We start from the raw sequence: 18994 nt of genomic DNA on the forward strand, positions 1-18994 counted from the left end.
TATCCTCCTTTTTATCTTTGTGTTTCTGTAGAAAACAAAAAAATCCCCTCTCTGCTTTAATAGCAGGGACGAGATTAAACGCGGTACCACCCTAATTATGAACAAGATTTTGTTCATCACTTTTGGCATGTTAACGGTTGCGAACCGACGGGGATTAGCCGTACTCAGGTTTAGCTTTCCATGGTTCTAACTTAGAATTTCTTTCAGCCTTGGGAAATCCCTCTCTACAAATCGAGTGCCATGTACTTATAACCATCATCGAGATAATTAATATAACTAGCGATATTATAGTTAACTTTACTATAAATGTCAATTAACTCTAATCATAATCCACAAATGTTTTATTATCACTCTAAATATGGTAAATGTTGGAACCGCTAGAACCATCCCTAAAACACCAAAAAGTTTTCCACCTAGTAGTAGGACAAATATAATGGCTACTGGGTGAATCTTAATGCTTTTACCCACAATATATGGGGATAATAAATTACTCTCTATGAGTTGAATAACAAATACCCCAATCACCACGAAAAGTACCATCTTCCCAGAAATAGTTAAAGCAATTAGTATCGCAGGAATAGCTCCAATAATCGGACCAAAATATGGAATGAAATTCATCAGCCCCATAAAAATAGCTAACAATAGAGCATATTTTAAGTCCAAGAACTGGTATATTAGGTAACTCGTGATGGCTACGAACAAACAAACTAGCAATTGCCCTCTTATATATCCACCAAGTCCTTCGTCAATAGCGTGGGCTAGGTTGCTTGCAGGTTCACGGTATTTTCGGGGTAATAATCGTTTTATGTAGTCATTGATCTTTCTGTAGTCCTTTAAAAAGTAAAAAACCAATACTGGTATTACCGTTAAAATGACAATGAAATCAATTATTTTGGTTACTCCACCAATTAAATTACCAATTAAAGCATCTATTGACTCTTCAAAATTCCGGATCATTTCATCTATCTTATCGTGGACAGTTTCCGGTAAAAATGAAGTTGATTCATAAATTTGGTACATGATGTCTTGATACATTGCTACTAGTTGTGGTAAATACTCATCTAAATCTCTTAGTTGGGTTACAATTGCTGGGTAAACCCGATATATCAAGTACCCAGTTATTCCGAAGAAGAGTAGATATATCATTAATATTGCAATACTTCTTGGTATATTATACTGATGTATTTTCTGTACAATTGGATAAAGCAAATAAGCAATTAGACATGCGATTAAAAAAGGTGCAGCCAAATGCCATATGAAAGAAAAAAAAGCCTTATAATAAGGAAAAAGCTTTACTAGCAAAAAAATGAAAAGAAAAAGTAAAATACCAGAGATAATCCAATATAGAAAATTAACTGGTTTTTTAGAAGAAAACACATGGCACACCCCTCTAAGTCTCTTTAGTTACTCATTCGACCTATAGGTTTACCATTCTAGCTTTCTCTCTTCTTCTGTAAACAAGTCATTCAAAGAACTTAAACTACCATCTGATTCTACCTGATGTATTGTTAATTCATTACCTGTTATAGACATCTCTACAAAGCAGTTCCAACAATAGAATTGTTGTGACCCTATTTTTCCAATATCTTTACTACTACAGTTCGGGCATCGCATTAACATAAGTACTAATCTCTCCTGAAATTAAATTATAAGTATTATGTTATGCTTGCCCGAGATTTCTTTAAATATACATAACTACATAAAATCGTAGGGAGAAATTTCCTCTTCTTCTTCATCTTCATGAGGTACAGGTAAGTCTTCTAGCCTTCCTATTAATTGTTCCTTTAATGATGTATACCGTTTGTTTGTGTCTAGTGTTTTTATCCCTCGAGAAAATGCTTGTTTCTCACCACATATAATCAATGATTGTTTCCCTCGAGTGATTGCTGTATATAATAGATTTTTCCTTAACATACGATGATAGGATGATACTACCGGTAATATCACAATAGGGAACTCGCTTCCCTGTGATTTATGGATAGAAATACAGTAAGCATGCATTAGATTAATATAGTCCTTTCGTTCATAGACTACTTCACGATCATCAAATAGAACTACTAATTGCTCTACATTCTCTGTATTTTCATTTTCTCTAAAAATGGCAACAACCTCACCGATATCTCCGTTAAATACCTGGTCTTCCGGTTGATTTACCAATTGGATAACTTTATCTCCAATCCGAAAAACGACATCATTTGCTGTTACTTCTCTTTTCCCCTTAGTCCTAGGATTAATTAATTCTTGTAAAGCTTTGTTTATAAGGGTTATTCCTGCCTGTGATTTATACATCGGTGCTAAAACCTGAATATCTTTTATATCCAATCCCTTTTTCATTGCTTTTTCAAAAACTTGGGTAATGACATCAACAACATGATGCTCACGACATGAAATAAAACTAAAATCTTTATCGTTTTCTAACAAATCCATGGACAAGTTATCATTTTTAATTCCATGGGCTAATTGGATTATTTTAGAACCTTCTTTTTGCCTATAAACTTCATGCAGACTTACTTTAGGTATGCTAGTATTTTCTAGTAAATCGGATAATACCTGCCCAGGTCCAACAGAAGGAAGTTGATCTTCATCTCCTACCAGTAATACCTGCATATTGGTTGGAATTGCCTTAAATAGATTATTGGCAAGCCAAATATCCACCATGGAAAACTCATCAATAATTAAATACTTACCCTCTAACTGTTCATGTTCGTCCTTCTCAAACCCTTCACTACCATTCCATCCTAATAATCGATGAATCGTTAATGCTGGTAATCCCGTTGATTCTGTTAATCGTTTTGCAGCTCTACCTGTTGGCGCAGCAAGGACAAAGGGAAAATCCTTTTTATGTTGATAGTTGTTCGGCTCAATAGATACTTGATTGATAGCAGCATAAGCTTTTATAATACCTTTAATTACCGTAGTTTTGCCTGTTCCAGGTCCACCAGTCAATATCATTAATTTCGACTTTAATGCCTTTTCAATGGCAGCAAATTGTTCTTTTCCGTAGCTTAGAACTTCTTCCTCTTCTATTTGGCCAATTATTTTCATTAGGTCTGCTAGTGTGGTTTCTTCTTCAACCTGTTGCATAATGATTCGCTTGATACTAGATGCAAATCCATCCTCTGCATAGTAAAGTGAGGGTAGATATACATTCCCTTGGAAAAGTATTAGTTTCTTTTCCTTATTTAATTCTTCTATGACATTAGTTAGTTGTTCTTCTGTTAATGGTTGTTCCGAGTTTTGCAACAACATCAGAACTTCCTGTATACACACTTGTAATGGTAGATAAACATGTCCATCTACAACACTCTTCTGCAAAACATAAATACATCCAGCCCCAATTCTATTGGGGCTGGACAGGGATATACCATTTTTTCTAGCAATCTCGTCTGCTGTTCTAAATCCAAATCCCTCAATATCAAAAACAAATTGATATGGGTCATCTGCTAACTTTTCAACCGTTTGATCTTTATACTTTTCGTATACCTTTTGGGCCATTTTTAACCCAATATTATATTTTGAAAGACTGACCACAACATGTTCAAAACCTTGGTTTTCTTGCAGTGTTTTGGAAATTGTTATTGCAGCATCACTCTTTAAACCTGGTATGGATTGGAGTACTTCGGGGTTATTTAAGATTTTAGAAACTGCAGATTCCCCCAAAGTATCTACCACTTTTTTTGCTGTTTTCTTTCCAATTCCATGAAACATATCACTAGATAAGTAGGCAATTAATCCATCTTTTGTGTTTGGAATAAAGCTTTGGTAAGTAGTCACATTATATTGCTGACCATATTTAGGATGTCTTTCAAGTTGTCCAAAAAATTGGTAGACAGTTCCTTCAAGCAATTGTGAGAAATATCCTTTTACCACAATTTCTTTTTCGTTGTAATTTAAATTGGTATCAAGTACTTTTACTTTTGCAATAGTAAAATGCTCTATATCATTCTGAAAAATAGTATAGAGGAGCTCCCCTTTTATATATTCATCTACTTGTTCCAATTGACTATTTTCCATACCAGATACCTCACTTAAAAAACGTTTAATTTATTGCTTCTTCCGCTACACGTTTTCCGTTAGCAGCTAACACATGACTAGGATCAAATTCTAATGCCTGATTAAAACAGTCCAGTGCTCTGGAAACATTTTCTTCAAATAACGCTATAACACCTAAGTTATATAAGGCATCGCTATGTTCTGAATTCAATTTGAGCACTGCTTCAAATACTTCTTTCGCTTCAGACAATAATTCACTTTGTGCTAAGGCAAGTCCATATTGAAATGTTACTTCAACATCTGTTGGAGTAAGTTCCTTTGCACGAAGTAAATATGGTAAAGCTAATCTAAATTGCTGTTGATTTTGGTGAGCCATTCCAAGCATAAAATATACATCAGCTTCTTCTAAACCATTCTTAATAGCCTCCAAGAAGTTCTTTTGTGCTTTAGGGTAATCTTCTTGCTCAAAAAAGACATTTCCTAATCCATAATAAGCAGTGGCTGTCTTATCATCTAATGTGATTGCTTTTTCAAAAAAATTAATAGCATGTTCATGGTCTCCAAGATGCATTAACAAGTTACCGAAATTCACAAAACCAACTGGGTCATTAGGGTTCTCTTCAATATATTCATTAAATAAGTTTGCCGCTTCTTCATACTTATTTTCTTTCATTAGGTTTACAGCTTGTGAAATTTTATTCATTTTCTAACTCCTTTAGGGTGGAAAACTTAGCCTACATAGTCTAGGACATGATTCTGTCTAATAACTTTATCAATCGTACCGCCACCCAGACATACTTCCCCATCATAAAATACTACTGCTTGGCCTGGAGTAATTGCTCGTTGACTTTCGTCAAAAATCACACGAACATCCCCATTCTCTAATCGTTGAACAGTAACAGCACTATCCTCTTGACGGTAGCGGAATTTAGCTGTACATGAAAATGTTTCTGAGATTTCATCTGGATTAATCCAATTCAGATCTGTAGCAGTAAGTTCATCTGAATAAAGACTTTCATTACTGAATCCTTGTTCAACATATAATATATTTTCTTTTAGATTTTTGCCAACAACAAACCAAGGATCACCAGAACCACCTATACCAAGTCCTTGACGTTGGCCAATTGTATAATACATTAGTCCATCATGCTTGCCTTTTACTTCTCCATGAAGCGTCTGCATTTCTCCGGGTTGTGCAGGCAAGTATTCACTTAAGAACTCTTTAAAATTTCTTTCTCCAATAAAGCAAATGCCGGTACTATCTTTCTTAGTTGCAGTAGCAAGCCCATGAGCACTCGCAATTTCACGAACCTTAGATTTCGGTATATCCCCAAGCGGAAACATTACCTTTTCTAATACATCGCTGGTTAATTGGTTTAAAAAATAGGTTTGATCTTTATTAGAATCTACACCACGTAGCATTTCAAATTTACCATTATTTTCTCGAACTTGTGCATAATGTCCTGTAGCCAAATAGTCTGCACCTAAATCAAGGGCATAATCTAAAAAGGCTTTAAATTTTATTTCCTTATTACACATAACATCCGGATTTGGTGTGCGCCCTGCTTTATATTCATCTAGGAAATAGGTAAATACCTTATCCCAGTATTGCTTTTCAAAATTCACGGAGTAATATGGTATATCCAATTGATTACATACTCGAACAACATCATCAAAATCTTCCGTTGCCGTACAAACCCCGAATTCATCCGTGTCATCCCAGTTTTTCATAAATATACCAACTACATCATAACCCTGTTCCTTTAGAAGTAATGCTGCTACAGATGAGTCTACTCCACCACTCATTCCTACAACGACACGTATATCCTTATTTTCTTTCATCATTGCCACCTACTTTACTAATCGCTTAATTATTTTCGCTACACGGTGTGCTGCTTCTAACACATTTTCATTCGTATTCGCAGCTCCGAAACTGAAACGAATGGAATTTGTTGTACATGGATTATTTGCTCCATATATCGCTGATAAGACATGGGAAGGCTCAACAGATCCCGCTGTACACGCACTTCCACTAGATGCAGCCACACCTGATAAATCAAAATTAGCTAATAACTTCTCCACATTGGTTCCTGGAAAGCTTATATTAACTATAGAAGGAATTGTATTTGGTAGATCCCCATTTATATCAAAGATTATATCTTTTTCCTTTAGTACTTGTAGAAATAACTGTTTATATTCCTCGTATTTTTCATTACGAATAATTCTCTCTTCGCGCATCAGTTCAACTGCCGTTTTAAACCCAATTACTCCAACAACATTTTCAGTACCTGGACGGCGTTTACGTTCCTGCTCCCCACCAAATTGTAAGGCGTTTAGTTTGATTCCTTCCTTAGCATATAAAAAACCAATTCCTTTTGGACCATTGATTTTATGTGCGGAAACCGATAATAAATCTACGTTTAGTTTTTCAACATCGATTTCTAATGTTCCATATGCTTGAACGGCATCTGTATGAAAATATGCTTGGTGATTTTTCAGGATATCACCGACCGCTTCAACTGGTTGAATTATTCCTGTTTCATTATTGACATACATAATGGATACTAAAATAGTTTCATCTTTTAATGCACTTTTTAAATCCGCAACAGAAATTCTCCCATCCTCTTGGACTGGAAGATACGTAACCTCGAACCCTTCCTTTTCTAGGTACTCCGCTGTATGAAGTGTAGCATGGTGCTCAATATTTGTAGTAATAATATGATTCCCTTTATGCTTGTTCGCAAATGCTGTACCCATTAATGCAAGATTATCTGCTTCTGTTCCACCACTGGTGAAGATAATTTCTTTTTCATTCGCATGTATGCTACCCGCTAATACTCTTCTTGCCTCATCTAATAATTGTCTTGCCTTTCTACCAAAGGCATGTACACTTGATGGATTACCGAATACCTCTTCATATATAGGAACCATCGCTTCTATAACCCTTGTATCCATTGGGGTAGTTGCGGCATGGTCTAAATAGATATGTTCCATGTTACGCTCGTCCTTTCTAAGTCTTGGGGCTATATATAAAACATATAACCATCCATTGGATCATCTTTTTCATGATTGATTAAATCTTCTAAAGTTGTTGTATCCAAAACTTCTTTAATAGCTTTTGTCACACGTTTCCATAGGGCTTGCTTTGCAGGCTCTTCGTCTTCAATTCCCTCTACTAAGGCAATTGGTCCTTCTAACACCCGTATTATGTCACCTGCAGTAATCTCTTTCGGTTCCCTTGGCAAAATATATCCCCCATAAGCCCCTCGAACACTCTTTACTAATCCAGCGTTTCTTAAAGGGGATGCTAACTGTTCTAAGTAATGTTCCGATAAATTATTCTCTCTTGCTATCGTCTTTAACGGAATCGGGCCTTCCCCATAATTTCGAGCCAATTCAATCATAATAGTTAGCCCGTAACGACCTTTAGTAGATATTTTCATTATAATACTCCTCTTATCCTTAAAAACTAACGTGTTTTTTCTATATCAACTATACCATTATTGATGCTAACTTTAAAATACATGGTATTATAGCATGAAGATTGTCTTCTTGCATTTTTTTCGAATCAAGCTTAGGCTAAGTATACCAAACTATTATTTTATTCAAAGGTTGATGAAAATGAGATCAAAACCACTTACCTATCGGATGAGACCCACTCATATCAATGAGATCATTGGACAAGAGCACCTAGTAGGAGAAGGTAAGATACTAAACCGAATGGTTAAGGCTGAAAATCTAGCATCCATGATTTTGTATGGTCCTCCTGGTACAGGAAAAACTTCCTTGGCAACTGCACTTGCAAAAAGTTTAAAGTTACAAGTTCGTCTATTAAATGCCGTTGTGGACAAGAAAAAAGATATGGAAATTGTCGTTGAAGAGGCTAAGATGTCTGGAAACATGGTTTTAATACTGGATGAGGTACATCGTCTTGATAAGGCAAAACAAGACTTCCTATTGCCACATTTAGAGAGTAATTTGATTACGCTGATTGGTTGTACCACTAGTAACCCATACCATGCAATAAATCCCGCTATCAGAAGTCGCTGTCATATCTTTGAATTACATTCGCTTGAACCTAGTGATGTGAAACAAGCAATTAAGAGGGCACTTGCTGATGAAAAACATGGTTTTGGTGAATTAGACATTCATATTACTGAAGAAGCACTTGATCATTTTTCTGGTAGTTCAGGCGGTGATATGCGCTCGGCATTGAATGGTCTCGAGTTAGCTGTTGCCTCCACACCGAAAAGTAACAATAATGAAATCTTTATAGATTTAGCAGTTGCAGAAGAATGTATGCAACGGAAAAGCTTTTCCCATGATAAGAACGGGGATGCACATTATGATGTGATTTCTGCTTTTCAAAAATCCATACGTGGTAGTGATGTCGATGCTGCCCTTCATTATTTAGGTAGATTAATTGAAGCAGGTGACCTAGATTCCATTGCTAGAAGAATGATTGTAATTGCATATGAAGATATTGGACTTGCCAATCCACAAGCAGGACCTCGTGCTATAGCAGCAGTTCAAGCTGCAGAGAGACTGGGGTTTCCAGAAGCAAGGATACCACTATCAGTAGCAATTATCGAGCTTTGTCTTTCTCCTAAATCAAACACAGCCTACTCAGCACTAGACGCTGCTCTATCCGATATTCGTAGTGGAAAAAGCGGGGATGTACCAAATCATCTCAAGGATTCCCACTATCAAGGTGCAAAAGAATTAGGCAGAGGAGTAGAATATAAGTATCCGCATGATTATCCAGGTGGTTGGGTCGATCAGCAATATTTACCTGATACAATTAAGAATAAGCAATATTATCGACCAAAGAACACTGGAAAATTTGAGCAAGCAATGAAACAAGTATACGAAAAGATATTGAAAGAGAAAAAGAATAATAAATAAAGAGAAATAATAATTTAAGGCATCCACTATAGGATGTCTTTTTTTGGGTTAGAGTAGTTTAGAAATTACTTAGATCATAAAAAATATCATAGCGTAACGTATAAAAATTATCTCTCTCGTCAAAACTATAGAAAACGAAATACTGACCTGAAAGTCACTTCTTAAACTGTCTATCTAATGAACTGACTTTTTGCCAACACAATTTACTAGTTAAAATCTATTGTTTTGAACAGGTAGTTACCAGAAAAAGGAGATGAAACATACATGACAAAAGTTAGACAAGATGCGTGGTCACATGAAGATGACCTGTTACTTGCAGAAACTGTGCTGCGTCATATTAGAGAAGGAAGTACTCAATTAAATGCTTTTGAAGAAGTTGGCGATAAATTAAATCGTACTTCTGCTGCATGTGGATTTAGGTGGAATGCTGAAATCCGAAAAAAATACATTAGTGCAATTGACCTTGCCAAAAGGCAACGTAAAGAAAAGAAACGTGCAATAGAGAAGGCAAAAAAAAATACGCGGCCATCTATTATTACCTTTCAGCCAAACTATGAAACCGTAATGGAAGAGAATACAGATACTACTACTGAGGTAGCACAAATGCAGCCTACAACTATAACATTAGAGACTGTTATACAATTTTTAAATCAGCTTAAAAAAGACTACTATGCTTCCAATCAATCAAAAGTTTCATTGGATCAAGCACAAAAAGAGAATATTATGTTGAAAGAACAGATTGCTAAACTTGAAAAGAAGCTTTCTGAAACAGAACATGAGCTAGTTACCATCCAGGAAGATTACAAGGTATTTGTTCAGATTATGGATCGTGCTAGAAAGATGACAGTTCTTGAAGATCAAGGTTCATTTAAAGCACCTGCATTCCGCATGGATAAGAATGGTAATCTAGAGCAAATCGCACAAGGTTCCAATTAATATAAAGATGTCTAGGAATTTTCCTAAGACATCTTTTTAATTGTTTGATTTCAATGTGTTAATTCCTAATTTCTTCTCAATTTGATAGAAACTTTGCGGTAATGACTGTCAATTAATAAGTGTAGTATTAATATACCGCTCCGGCAGAATACTCCGCTTTTACTGTCAGCACAGGGGCGACATCTGCTCGAAAAGACCGTCGCAGTGTCTACCTTGCCGCGGACCCGGCCTCAGCCTCCTCGAGGAAAGTTCGCCTCTCTAGGGGTCTTCGGACACGTGCTATTCCCGCAGGACAATGGTTTTCGGTGGGGCGAGTAATCGCAGTCCCAAGGAAGTCTACGGCTGCGTAATCATCGCACGAAGAAAATTGTTCTTTATTTTCGAGGAGTCTACGTATTCTGCCTGCGCTAGTTTGGGTTTTCTAACTTTAAGTTAGCAAGTAATTATTGTGTTGGTTTTAATTACTTATATTTTTTTCACTCAATACTAGCGAAGGAAATACACGGAGACTCCTGCGGGAGGATAGGCATCGGTGAGACCCCGCAGTGCGTAAGCGCGAGGAGGCTCACCAGCCGCCCGCGGAAAGCGGAGTGTATTTCCGAAGCGGGTATGTTGCTCCCAAATAAAAAATATTCACCGCATAGTTTCTATCAAATACCAAGTAACTGCATTCATATTAAACAAAAAATAGCCAGAATCTATTAAGGATAGACTCTGGCTTTTATTTATTCTATGTATTTTATCAATCCCAATTATGCCGTCTATAGTAAGTTTTGATCCCCGCTCCTAGCAGGTGGGTGCTTTGTTTCGAATATTATACGTCCTTTGAAAAGGCATGTATGCCATACGAAAACAATCAAGCTCCCTCTTTTAAACTGTTCGGTCAAAACATATTTTATAGACTAACATATCAGGATTGACGTATACAGATACATTTCGTTTGTAAAATTATCTTAACACATGGACTCAAGTCCATTCAACATCACTTTATATGAAGATTTAGTTACAAATGTTACAAATTACAAACATATCTTCATTTTAGTCATAATTTTGGGTTTAACTGAATAGACAATTCCGATAACTGTGCTTCACTAACATCACTCGGAGCATTTGTTAAAAGATCCGAAGCGGATGCTGTTTTCGGGAAGAGTATTGTATCACGTAAATTGCTTCTTCCTGTAAGCAACATTACAATTCGATCTAATCCGAGTGCAATTCCACCATGTGGTGGAGCACCATATTCTAATGCTTCTAATAAGAAACCAAACTGCGCTTCTGCTTCTTCTTCTGTAAAGCCTAGTACTTTAAACATTTCATTCTGCACTTCACGCTTATAGATACGAATTGAGCCTCCTCCTAATTCGTAGCCATTTAAAACAAGGTCATAGGCATTCGCTCGTACGCTTTTAGGATCTGTAGATAGCTTTTCAAAATCTTCTTCGAAAGGCATCGTAAATGGATGATGTGCTGCAAAATAGCGGCCAAGTTCTTCATCATACTCTAATAATGGCCAATCTGTTACCCATAAGAAGTTAAATTTGCTTTCATCGATTAAGCCATTTTCTTTACCTAATTTTAATCGTAATGCACCAAGACTATCATATACAACAGATGTTTTGTCAGCTACAAATAAGAGTAAATCTCCATTTTCCGCATTTGCACGTTCAAAAAGACCTTGTTTTTCCTCATCAGAAATGAATTTTGCAATTGGTCCTTTTAATTCTTCCTCTTCCACTTTAAGCCACGCTAAACCTTTAGCTCCATAAACCTTCACAAACTCTGTTAATTTATCAATATCTTTACGAGAGTAATTGGTTGCCTCTCCTTTAACATTCAAGAGTGCAACCTTTCCTCCACTTTCAATTGCACCTTGGAACACTTTAAAGTTCGATTTGTCTAGCACATCGGAAACATGTATTAACTCTAAATCGAATCGGGTATCAGGTTTATCAGAGCCATAACGTTCCATTGCTTCTTGATATGGCATGCGTTGTAATGGTAGCTCAATTTCAACGTTGTTTACTTCTTTCATAACCTTCTGCATCATACGTTCCGTCATGGACATGATTTCGTCACTAGTCATAAAGGAAGTTTCGATGTCAATTTGAGTAAATTCTGGCTGACGGTCAGCGCGCAAGTCCTCGTCACGGAAGCAACGTGCAATTTGATAATACTTTTCAAACCCACTCATCATAATTAACTGTTTAAATAATTGTGGGGACTGTGGTAAAGCATAAAATTCCCCTGAATGAACTCTACTTGGTACTAAATAGTCACGTGCCCCTTCTGGTGTGCTTTTTGTTAAAATTGGAGTTTCCATTTCTAAGAAACCATCGTCATTTAAAAAGTTCCTTACTACTTGTGAGATCTGATGTCGTTTCTTAAATGTTTCTTGTAGTGGAGCTCTTCGCAAATCTATATAACGATATTTTAATCGTAAATCTTCCGATACATCTGTTTCATCTTGTATTAGGAATGGAGGATTTTTGGATTTGTTTAATACCACCACTTCATTTGCAATAACTTCCAGGGTACCAGTTTCCATTAGTGGATTAATGGTTTTATCATCACGTAAGACAACTTGTCCCTTTACTTCTATAACATATTCACTACGAACGTTTTCTGCTATAGCTAATGCTTCTTCATACTTTGGATTGAAAACAACCTGGACAATTCCCGATTTATCACGAAGATCAATGAAAATTAACCCTCCCAAATCGCGTCGTTTTTGAACCCAACCTTTTAATAGAATTTCTTTTTCAACGTCTGATTCCCGAATTGTGCCGGCAAGTACTCTTTCGCTCATCTATTTTCCTCCTAATATCTTTTCCTTCATTGTGTTTATTAATTGATTTAGAGGAACTTCAACCTGTTCACCAGTTGCCATTTCCTTAACATTAATTACTTCTTTTTGTATCTCATCTTCTCCAAGAACCAAGACATACTTTGTCTTATAGCGATCTGCTGCTTTAAACTGGGCTTTTACTTTTCTCCCCTGATAATCTTGGTCTACTTGAATACCATTCTGGCGAAGTTCATGAACTAATTTTACTGCTACCTCTTTCGATCCTTCTCCTAAAGTAACAACATAACAATCAAGCTCAGCTTCTAATGGAAGTTCGATATCCTCTGCTTCCAGCGCCATTAGTAATCGTTCAATTCCCATACCAAAACCAATTCCAGGGGTAGCAGGACCATTAAGTTCCTCAACAAGTCCATTATATCTACCACCACCACAAAGAGTGGTTATTGCACCAAATCCCTTTGCCTCACTCATAATCTCGAATGCAGTATGGTTATAATAATCAAGGCCACGAACTAGATTCGAATCTACTTCATATTCAATTCCCATTAAGTCAAGATAGTGTTTAACCTGTTCAAAATACTCTTTTGATTCTTCATTTAAATAATCCAATATTGAAGGTGCTGTCTTCATAGAAGGATGATCACGGTCCACTTTACAATCAAGAACCCTCATTGGATTTTGTTCTAATCGTGATTGACAATCTTTACACAATTCTTCTTTATATGGTGTAAAGTGTGTAATTAAAGCTTCTCTGTGATTTGTTCTACTTTCAACATCACCTAGAGTATTGATGACTAATTTTAATGATGTTAGTCCTAATGTTTTATATACGGTCATTGCTAAATCAATTACTTCCGCATCAACAGCTGGGTCAGCACTTCCGAGCACCTCAACCCCAAATTGATTTAATTGACGCATCCTACCTTGCTGAGGTCGTTCATATCGAAACATTTGAGCAAAATAGTATAATTTTACGGGTTGATTAGGCTCCCCATATAATTTGTTTTGAACAAATGCTCTCGTCACAGAAGCAGTTCCTTCAGGACGGAGAGTTAAACTTCTTCCACCTCGGTCTTCAAACGTATACATTTCCTTTTGAACAATGTCCGTAGAGTCTCCAACTCCTCGTGCAAAAACCTCTGTATGTTCAAATAATGGTGTACGGATTTCCTCGTAATGATAATTATTACTAATTCCTTTTATTACATTCTCCACATACTGCCATTTTTTAGCATCCTTTGGTAGAATGTCGGCAGTTCCTCTTGGCGCCTTAATTTCCATAATAAAATCCTCCCTCAAACTAAGTAAAAAACACAAAAAACTCCCGTCCCTTATAATAAAGGGACGAGAGTTACCCGCGTTGCCACCCTAGTTGATGCTATTAGTGCATCCACCTTTCACAGTTAACGCCTGCAAAACGTCTATATTTACTAGTTAATTCGTTCAATATAGATCCTAAGGAATGTCTTTCACTAAATTGTTATGCAAAATGCTCACAGCCAAGGCATTTTGTCTCTGGACATACATGATTTAGTTACTCTTTCCCTCACTGGATTAAGTATAGTACGTTCCTATTACTTGAATGACTATTATCATAATGTTTCAGATGTAGAATGTCAAGTACGATTTATTTTTTTCTTCAATGCTTTTACCTCACCTAATGAAATACCAAGTTCTTGTGCGATTTCCATATGTCCTGATGAGTCTTGCATTTCTACAAAACGATGTAAATTAACACCAAAAACATCCCGGTTATTCTGTGAATTCCAATGCTTTTCGTTCATTCGCAAGATTTCCGCCTCCTCTTTCTCATAAGACTAGCTTTGCCTATTTGTTTGTTTTTTATTAGAATATAAAAGAAGAGTTGTTTAAAATTAGGAGGAAGTTTTTTGCGAAAAAGAGATTTAGTAGTCGTATTACTTTGTCTAGCACTTCTAATCTGGAATATTCCTGTAGTTGCTAGTACAAAGGAAGTCATTATTAATGAAGATAATTTGAATCTAAGAAGTGGCCCTGGTACTACATATGGTAATTTAGGACAAGTACATAAGGATGAGGTTTATTCTGTTATTGATGAACAAGCAGGATGGGTCGAAATCCAGTTAGAGGGTTATACAGCGTGGGTATCCACCGATTATGTTTCAATGAAAGGTGAATCATTGGATAAAGATACATCAGAAGAAATTGAAGATGAGAATACAACTGACTTGAACGAATCGACAGTAAGTGACGAACAAAAAACAATAGAAATACTCTATAACAAGACACAAATCCGAAGTGGCCCTTCGACCGATAAAGAAATCACATCTTTTGCTAAAAAAGGTGATAAATATCAGGTAGTTGGGGAAACAGATAGTTGGTTAAAAGTAAAGTCTGAAGATTCTGAGGGCTATATCTTCAAAGAACTAGTAGAAGTAACTGCAGATAATCTGACAGATGGAATGAACGGGAAAACAGTAGTAATTGATCCTGGTCACGGTGGTAATGATTCAGGGGCATTAAGCGTAAATGAAGTATATGAAAGAGATTTGACATATAAAACTGCTGAAATACTAGCACAAGAACTTACGATACTTGGAGCAGAAGTTATCTTGACTCGAGATGAAGAAACATTTGTCTCTTTAACAAGTAGAGCCACCTTGGCGAATACAGTGAACGCTGACGCTTTCATAAGTTTACACTATAATAGTGTACCTGACTTACCAAGCGTTACAGGTATTGGGACATACTATTATCAGGAACAATATGAACCGTTAGCAACTTACATTCAGCAAGAAATTATTAAAGAGTCAGACGATCGGGACCGTGGTGCAGATTTTGGTGACTTCCAAGTGATTCGCCAAAATTTAACGCCTTCTGTTTTAATTGAATTAGGATTTATATCTAATCCTGAGGTTGAACAACTATTACTAACTAATGTTTATCAAGAAAAATTAGTTGCGGGTATAGTTAATGGATTACAGCGGTATTTTGCTGTTCAGTAATATGACTTAATCTAATTAGACAGGAAAAGGCTACATCCTAAAATAATTTATTGCTTCTGGATAGTTTAATATAACAAATAGTAGATAGAAACTGTGCGGTAACTAGTATAATTACACAGAATTAGTTATTGGGTATAGCTATACGACACCGCTCCGGCAGAATACTCCGCTTTCCGCGGGCCCGGCCTCAGCCTCCTCGAGGAAAGTTCGCCTCTGCGGGGTCTTCGGACACGTGCTATTCCCGCAGGAGTCTCCGTATTCTGCCTGCGCTAGTTAAGTTTTCAAGTTATTGTTAGTTTATGAATCATATCATGGATTATAATGGTACTTTCATTTTTGTTAACTCTATCTCAGCGAAGGAAATACACGGAGACTCCTGCGGGAGGATAGGCATAGGTGAGACCCCGCAGTGCGTTAGCACGAGGAGGCTCACCAGCCGCCCGCGGAAAGCGGAGTGTATTTCCGTAGCGGGTATGGTGCTCCCCCAAAAAAATATTAGCCGCACAGTTTCTATCAATAGCAACAAACTGTACGATACTAGCCTTGGAAATTACTTATCTTTACTATCCAATATCAATGTTACAGGACCAACATTGGTTAATTTCACATCCATCATTGCTCCAAACTGACCAGTCTCTACTTTTACCCCTTCAACTCTAATCAAACTATTAAATTGTTCATACAACTCATTTGCTATTTCTGGTTTCGCTGCCTGCATAAAGTTTGGTCTTCTTCCCTTCCTTGTATCCCCGTACAAGGTAAATTGAGAAATAGAAAGAATATCTCCCTTTACATCTTTAAGTGATAAATTCATTTTTTCATTTTCATCTTCAAACACACGTAAATTAACTATTTTATTCACAAGATATTTTGCATCTTCCACAGTATCTTCATGTGTTACTCCTAACAACACAACAAACCCATTAGTGATTTCACCAATCACTTCATTTTTAACAGTAACTGATGCATCTTTTGCGCGTTGAACAACTGCCCGCAATTCAAAAACCCCTTTCCTTATGTAAAAAAAGAGGCTAGGACAAAAGAGTTTGTAAGTGAAAGAAAATCGGAACGAATATAAATTGCGCATATACCCGTTCGGGAAGTATGGCAAAACGTTCAGTTTTTTTGACTTAATCTCTTATTATGTCCCGGCCACTATTGTAATGTTCTAGTTACGGTATATACATCTTTAATTTGTTTAATACGTTCAACAATTTTTCTTAAATGATCGGTATTATGAATTAAAATGGTGATTTGGATGATTGCCATCTTATTTCGATCCGAACGTCCATTTACATGGGTAATGTTGGTTTTCATTTCATTTACGGCTTGGAGAACTTCATTTAATAGTCCTCTTCGATCATAACCTGATATTTCCAGGTCCACATGATACTGCTTTTGTGTTTGATCTACTTCCCACTCAACATGCAGATGACGTTCCTTAGCTTCTTCTGTTAGTACATTAGGACAATCAGAACGGTGAACAGAGACACCACGCCCTTTGGTGATATAGCCGATTATTTCATCACCTGGAACAGGATTACAGCATTTAGAGAGTCGGACTAGTAAGTTTTCGACACCCTCAACAATAACTCCAGAGTCTTTTTTATACTTTTTCTTTTCCTTTTCCTTATACTCGTTTCTAGCTCCCTCAAGTGTTTGAGCCAGATCCTGTTCTTTCTGGCGCGTTTGACGAATTTTATCGGTCAACCTTGTAGCTACTAATGCAGCTGTAATTCCTTGATAGCCTACTGCAGCATATAAATCATCATCATTAATAAAGTTAAAACGCTCATATACACGTTTCAGATTCTCTTCTGTTAGAGCTTCTTTTGGTTCGATACCTAATGCTCGAATCTCTTTATCAACTAAATCTTTACCTTTGGCTATATTTTCGTCACGACGTTGTTTCTTAAAAAATGCTCTAATTTTATTTTTAGCCTGTGAAGTTTGTGTAATCTTCAGCCAATCTTGAGATGGTCCATAGGAATGCTTTGACGTCATTACTTCAATAATGTCGCCATTTTTAAGTTCATAATCAAGTGGCTCCATCTTACCATTTATTTTCGCACCGATTGTCTGGTTACCAATCTCTGTGTGAATTCGATAAGCAAAATCAAGTGGAACCGAACCAGATGGCAGTTCAATTACATCTCCTTTTGGTGTAAACACATAGACCATGTCGGAGAACAAATCTACTTTTAATGATTCTACAAATTCTTCCGCATCATGTGTTTCACTTTGCCAATCCAATATTTCTCGAAACCAAGTTAACTTCTCTTCAAAGGATTTTTTGTCTTTATTAAGCTGTTTCCCCTCTTTGTAGGCCCAGTGAGCAGCAATTCCATATTCCGCAATCTCATGCATTTCCTTTGTGCGGATTTGCACTTCTAACGGGTCACCCTTTGGACCAATTACAGTTGTGTGCAAGGACTGATAAAGATTTTGTTTTGGCATGGCGATATAGTCTTTGAATCTACCTGGCATTGGTTTCCAACAAGTATGGATTATTCCTAATACAGCATAACAATCTTTTATACTATTAACCAAAATACGAACAGCTAATAAGTCATAAATCTCATTAAACTGTTTATTTTGTTTATACATCTTTTGATAGATACTATATAAATGCTTTGGTCTACCGGATATATCAGCATCTATATTAACATCTAATAATTGATTAGATACTTCCTTTATTACCTCTTCAATATATGATTCACGCTGTTCACGTTTCTGTTTCATTAATTGAACAATGCGGTAATATTGCTGTGGATTTAAATATCGTAACGAGATATCCTCTAGTTCCCATTTAATCGTGGAGATTCCCAGACGATGAGCTAAAGGAGCAAAAATTTCTATCGTTTCATTTGCTTTTTGTCTTTGTTTTTCTGGTGGTAAAAACTTTAATGTACGCATATTATGCAATCTATCAGCTAACTTGATCAAGATAACACGAATATCCTTAGCCATAGCAACAAACATTTTCCGATGGTTTTCTGCTTGTTGTGCTTCCTTGGATTGATATTTGATCTTTCCGAGTTTCGTTACACCATCGACAAGCATAGCGACTTCTTTATTAAATTCTTCTTCGATCATTTCCAAAGTAATTTCGGTATCCTCTACAACATCATGTAAAAATCCACCAGCTATTGTGACAGGATCCATTTTTAAGTCCACTAAGATTCCAGCAACTTGAATAGGGTGAATGATATATGCTTCCCCAGACTTTCGATACTGATCCTTATGAGCGTTTTCTGCATATTTATAGGCCCTAGAAACAAATTCTACATCATCTGCAGTTAGATAGTTTCGGGCTTTTTCTATTAATTGTTCAATTGTTATAATGTCACTCTTTGCCATAATATCACCT

15 protein-coding genes, 1 other RNA gene and 2 other annotated features are annotated in these 18994 nt (G+C 36.5%); of the genes, 3 read left to right on the plus strand and 13 right to left on the minus strand.

Annotated elements, in window-relative coordinates; translation table 11 throughout:
* Window positions 1-61: 61 nt before the first annotated feature.
* Window positions 62-268 (minus strand) — a binding site (T-box leader).
* 41 nt (window positions 269-309) lie between these two features.
* From BN999_RS06985 to cymR, 7 genes are all read right to left on the minus strand, one after another.
* The gene (locus tag BN999_RS06985; protein WP_096270671.1) at window positions 310-1377 is read right to left on the minus strand and encodes an AI-2E family transporter; all 1068 of its coding nucleotides are present in this window, start codon (window positions 1375-1377) and stop codon (window positions 310-312) included.
* A 48-nt stretch (window positions 1378-1425) separates the two neighbouring features.
* Window positions 1426-1620 carry a hypothetical protein gene (locus BN999_RS06990; RefSeq protein ID WP_042146097.1) on the minus strand — a complete coding sequence of 65 codons (195 nt, stop codon included), beginning with the start codon at window positions 1618-1620 and terminating at the stop codon, window positions 1426-1428.
* A 75-nt stretch (window positions 1621-1695) separates the two neighbouring features.
* A complete protein-coding gene (gene recD2, locus BN999_RS06995; RefSeq protein ID WP_096270672.1) occupies window positions 1696-4014 on the minus strand; it encodes an SF1B family DNA helicase RecD2 in 2319 nt (772 codons plus the stop codon).
* A gap of 25 nt (window positions 4015-4039) precedes the next feature.
* Window positions 4040-4696, minus strand: coding sequence for a tetratricopeptide repeat protein (locus BN999_RS07000; RefSeq protein WP_096270673.1), 657 nt, complete (start codon window positions 4694-4696; stop codon window positions 4040-4042).
* A 26-nt stretch (window positions 4697-4722) separates the two neighbouring features.
* Complete coding sequence (gene mnmA / locus BN999_RS07005) at window positions 4723-5835, minus strand: tRNA 2-thiouridine(34) synthase MnmA (protein WP_096270674.1); 1113 nt, start codon at window positions 5833-5835, stop codon at window positions 4723-4725.
* A 9-nt stretch (window positions 5836-5844) separates the two neighbouring features.
* Window positions 5845-6987, minus strand: a complete 1143-nt coding sequence (locus tag BN999_RS07010) for a cysteine desulfurase family protein (RefSeq protein ID WP_096270675.1) — start codon at window positions 6985-6987, stop codon at window positions 5845-5847.
* A gap of 29 nt (window positions 6988-7016) precedes the next feature.
* Window positions 7017-7436 (minus strand): cysteine metabolism transcriptional regulator CymR, encoded by a 420-nt coding sequence (gene cymR / locus BN999_RS07015; protein WP_096270676.1) that lies wholly within the window; start codon window positions 7434-7436, stop codon window positions 7017-7019.
* A gap of 178 nt (window positions 7437-7614) precedes the next feature.
* On the opposite strand from cymR, the gene BN999_RS07020 reads away from it, so the two are divergent.
* Window positions 7615-8898 (plus strand): replication-associated recombination protein A, encoded by a 1284-nt coding sequence (locus tag BN999_RS07020; RefSeq protein ID WP_096270677.1) that lies wholly within the window; start codon window positions 7615-7617, stop codon window positions 8896-8898.
* A gap of 264 nt (window positions 8899-9162) precedes the next feature.
* Window positions 9163-9834: an RsfA family transcriptional regulator gene (locus BN999_RS07025; protein WP_096270678.1), complete on the plus strand. Its 672-nt coding sequence runs from the start codon at window positions 9163-9165 to the stop codon at window positions 9832-9834.
* Window positions 9835-10575: 741 nt separating this feature from the next.
* Here the strand turns inward: BN999_RS07025 and ssrS are convergent.
* The 4 genes from ssrS to BN999_RS20550 form a co-directional block, all read right to left on the minus strand.
* A non-coding RNA gene (ssrS, locus tag BN999_RS07030) (6S RNA) lies at window positions 10576-10754 on the minus strand.
* Window positions 10755-10876: 122 nt separating this feature from the next.
* Window positions 10877-12640 carry an aspartate--tRNA ligase gene (aspS, locus tag BN999_RS07035; protein ID WP_096270679.1) on the minus strand — a complete coding sequence of 588 codons (1764 nt, stop codon included), beginning with the start codon at window positions 12638-12640 and terminating at the stop codon, window positions 10877-10879.
* On the minus strand, window positions 12641-13921 hold the full coding sequence (hisS, locus tag BN999_RS07040) for a histidine--tRNA ligase (RefSeq protein ID WP_096270680.1): 1281 nt from the start codon (window positions 13919-13921) through the stop codon (window positions 12641-12643).
* Between the two features lie 56 nt (window positions 13922-13977).
* Window positions 13978-14199 (minus strand) — a binding site (T-box leader).
* 57 nt (window positions 14200-14256) lie between these two features.
* Window positions 14257-14430, minus strand: a complete 174-nt coding sequence (locus tag BN999_RS20550) for a hypothetical protein (RefSeq protein ID WP_176481900.1) — start codon at window positions 14428-14430, stop codon at window positions 14257-14259.
* A 99-nt stretch (window positions 14431-14529) separates the two neighbouring features.
* Between BN999_RS20550 and BN999_RS07045 the strand changes: the two genes are divergently transcribed.
* On the plus strand, window positions 14530-15624 hold the full coding sequence (locus tag BN999_RS07045; RefSeq protein ID WP_096270681.1) for an N-acetylmuramoyl-L-alanine amidase: 1095 nt from the start codon (window positions 14530-14532) through the stop codon (window positions 15622-15624).
* Window positions 15625-16174: 550 nt separating this feature from the next.
* Here BN999_RS07045 and dtd read toward each other — a convergent pair.
* Both dtd and BN999_RS07055 read right to left on the minus strand, forming a co-directional pair.
* The gene (dtd, locus tag BN999_RS07050) at window positions 16175-16621 is read right to left on the minus strand and encodes a D-aminoacyl-tRNA deacylase (RefSeq protein WP_096270682.1); all 447 of its coding nucleotides are present in this window, start codon (window positions 16619-16621) and stop codon (window positions 16175-16177) included.
* 158 nt (window positions 16622-16779) lie between these two features.
* Window positions 16780-18984, minus strand: coding sequence for a RelA/SpoT family protein (locus BN999_RS07055; RefSeq protein WP_096270683.1), 2205 nt, complete (start codon window positions 18982-18984; stop codon window positions 16780-16782).
* Between the last annotated feature and the right edge of the window lie 10 nt (window positions 18985-18994).

This window comes from Paucisalibacillus globulus (genome assembly GCF_900184735.1).
Classification (GTDB): Bacteria; Bacillota; Bacilli; order Bacillales; family Amphibacillaceae; genus Ornithinibacillus; species Ornithinibacillus globulus_B.

Bases quoted from the DNA above. Each gene is read 5' to 3' on its own strand.
- cymR (WP_096270676.1), bottom strand. From the start codon at position 7,436: ATGAAAATATCTACTAAAGGTCGTTACGGGCTAACTATTATGATTGAA.
- aspS (WP_096270679.1), bottom strand. From the start codon at position 12,640: ATGAGCGAAAGAGTACTTGCCGGCACAATTCGGGAATCAGACGTTGAA.
- BN999_RS07055 (WP_096270683.1), bottom strand. From the start codon at position 18,984: ATGGCAAAGAGTGACATTATAACAATTGAACAATTAATAGAAAAAGCC.
- BN999_RS07020 (WP_096270677.1), top strand. From the start codon at position 7,615: ATGAGATCAAAACCACTTACCTATCGGATGAGACCCACTCATATCAAT.
- BN999_RS07025 (WP_096270678.1), top strand. From the start codon at position 9,163: ATGACAAAAGTTAGACAAGATGCGTGGTCACATGAAGATGACCTGTTA.
- recD2 (WP_096270672.1), bottom strand. From the start codon at position 4,014: ATGGAAAATAGTCAATTGGAACAAGTAGATGAATATATAAAAGGGGAG.
- mnmA (WP_096270674.1), bottom strand. From the start codon at position 5,835: ATGAAAGAAAATAAGGATATACGTGTCGTTGTAGGAATGAGTGGTGGA.
- hisS (WP_096270680.1), bottom strand. From the start codon at position 13,921: ATGGAAATTAAGGCGCCAAGAGGAACTGCCGACATTCTACCAAAGGAT.
- BN999_RS06990 (WP_042146097.1), bottom strand. From the start codon at position 1,620: ATGTTAATGCGATGCCCGAACTGTAGTAGTAAAGATATTGGAAAAATA.
- BN999_RS07000 (WP_096270673.1), bottom strand. From the start codon at position 4,696: ATGAATAAAATTTCACAAGCTGTAAACCTAATGAAAGAAAATAAGTAT.
- BN999_RS07010 (WP_096270675.1), bottom strand. From the start codon at position 6,987: ATGGAACATATCTATTTAGACCATGCCGCAACTACCCCAATGGATACA.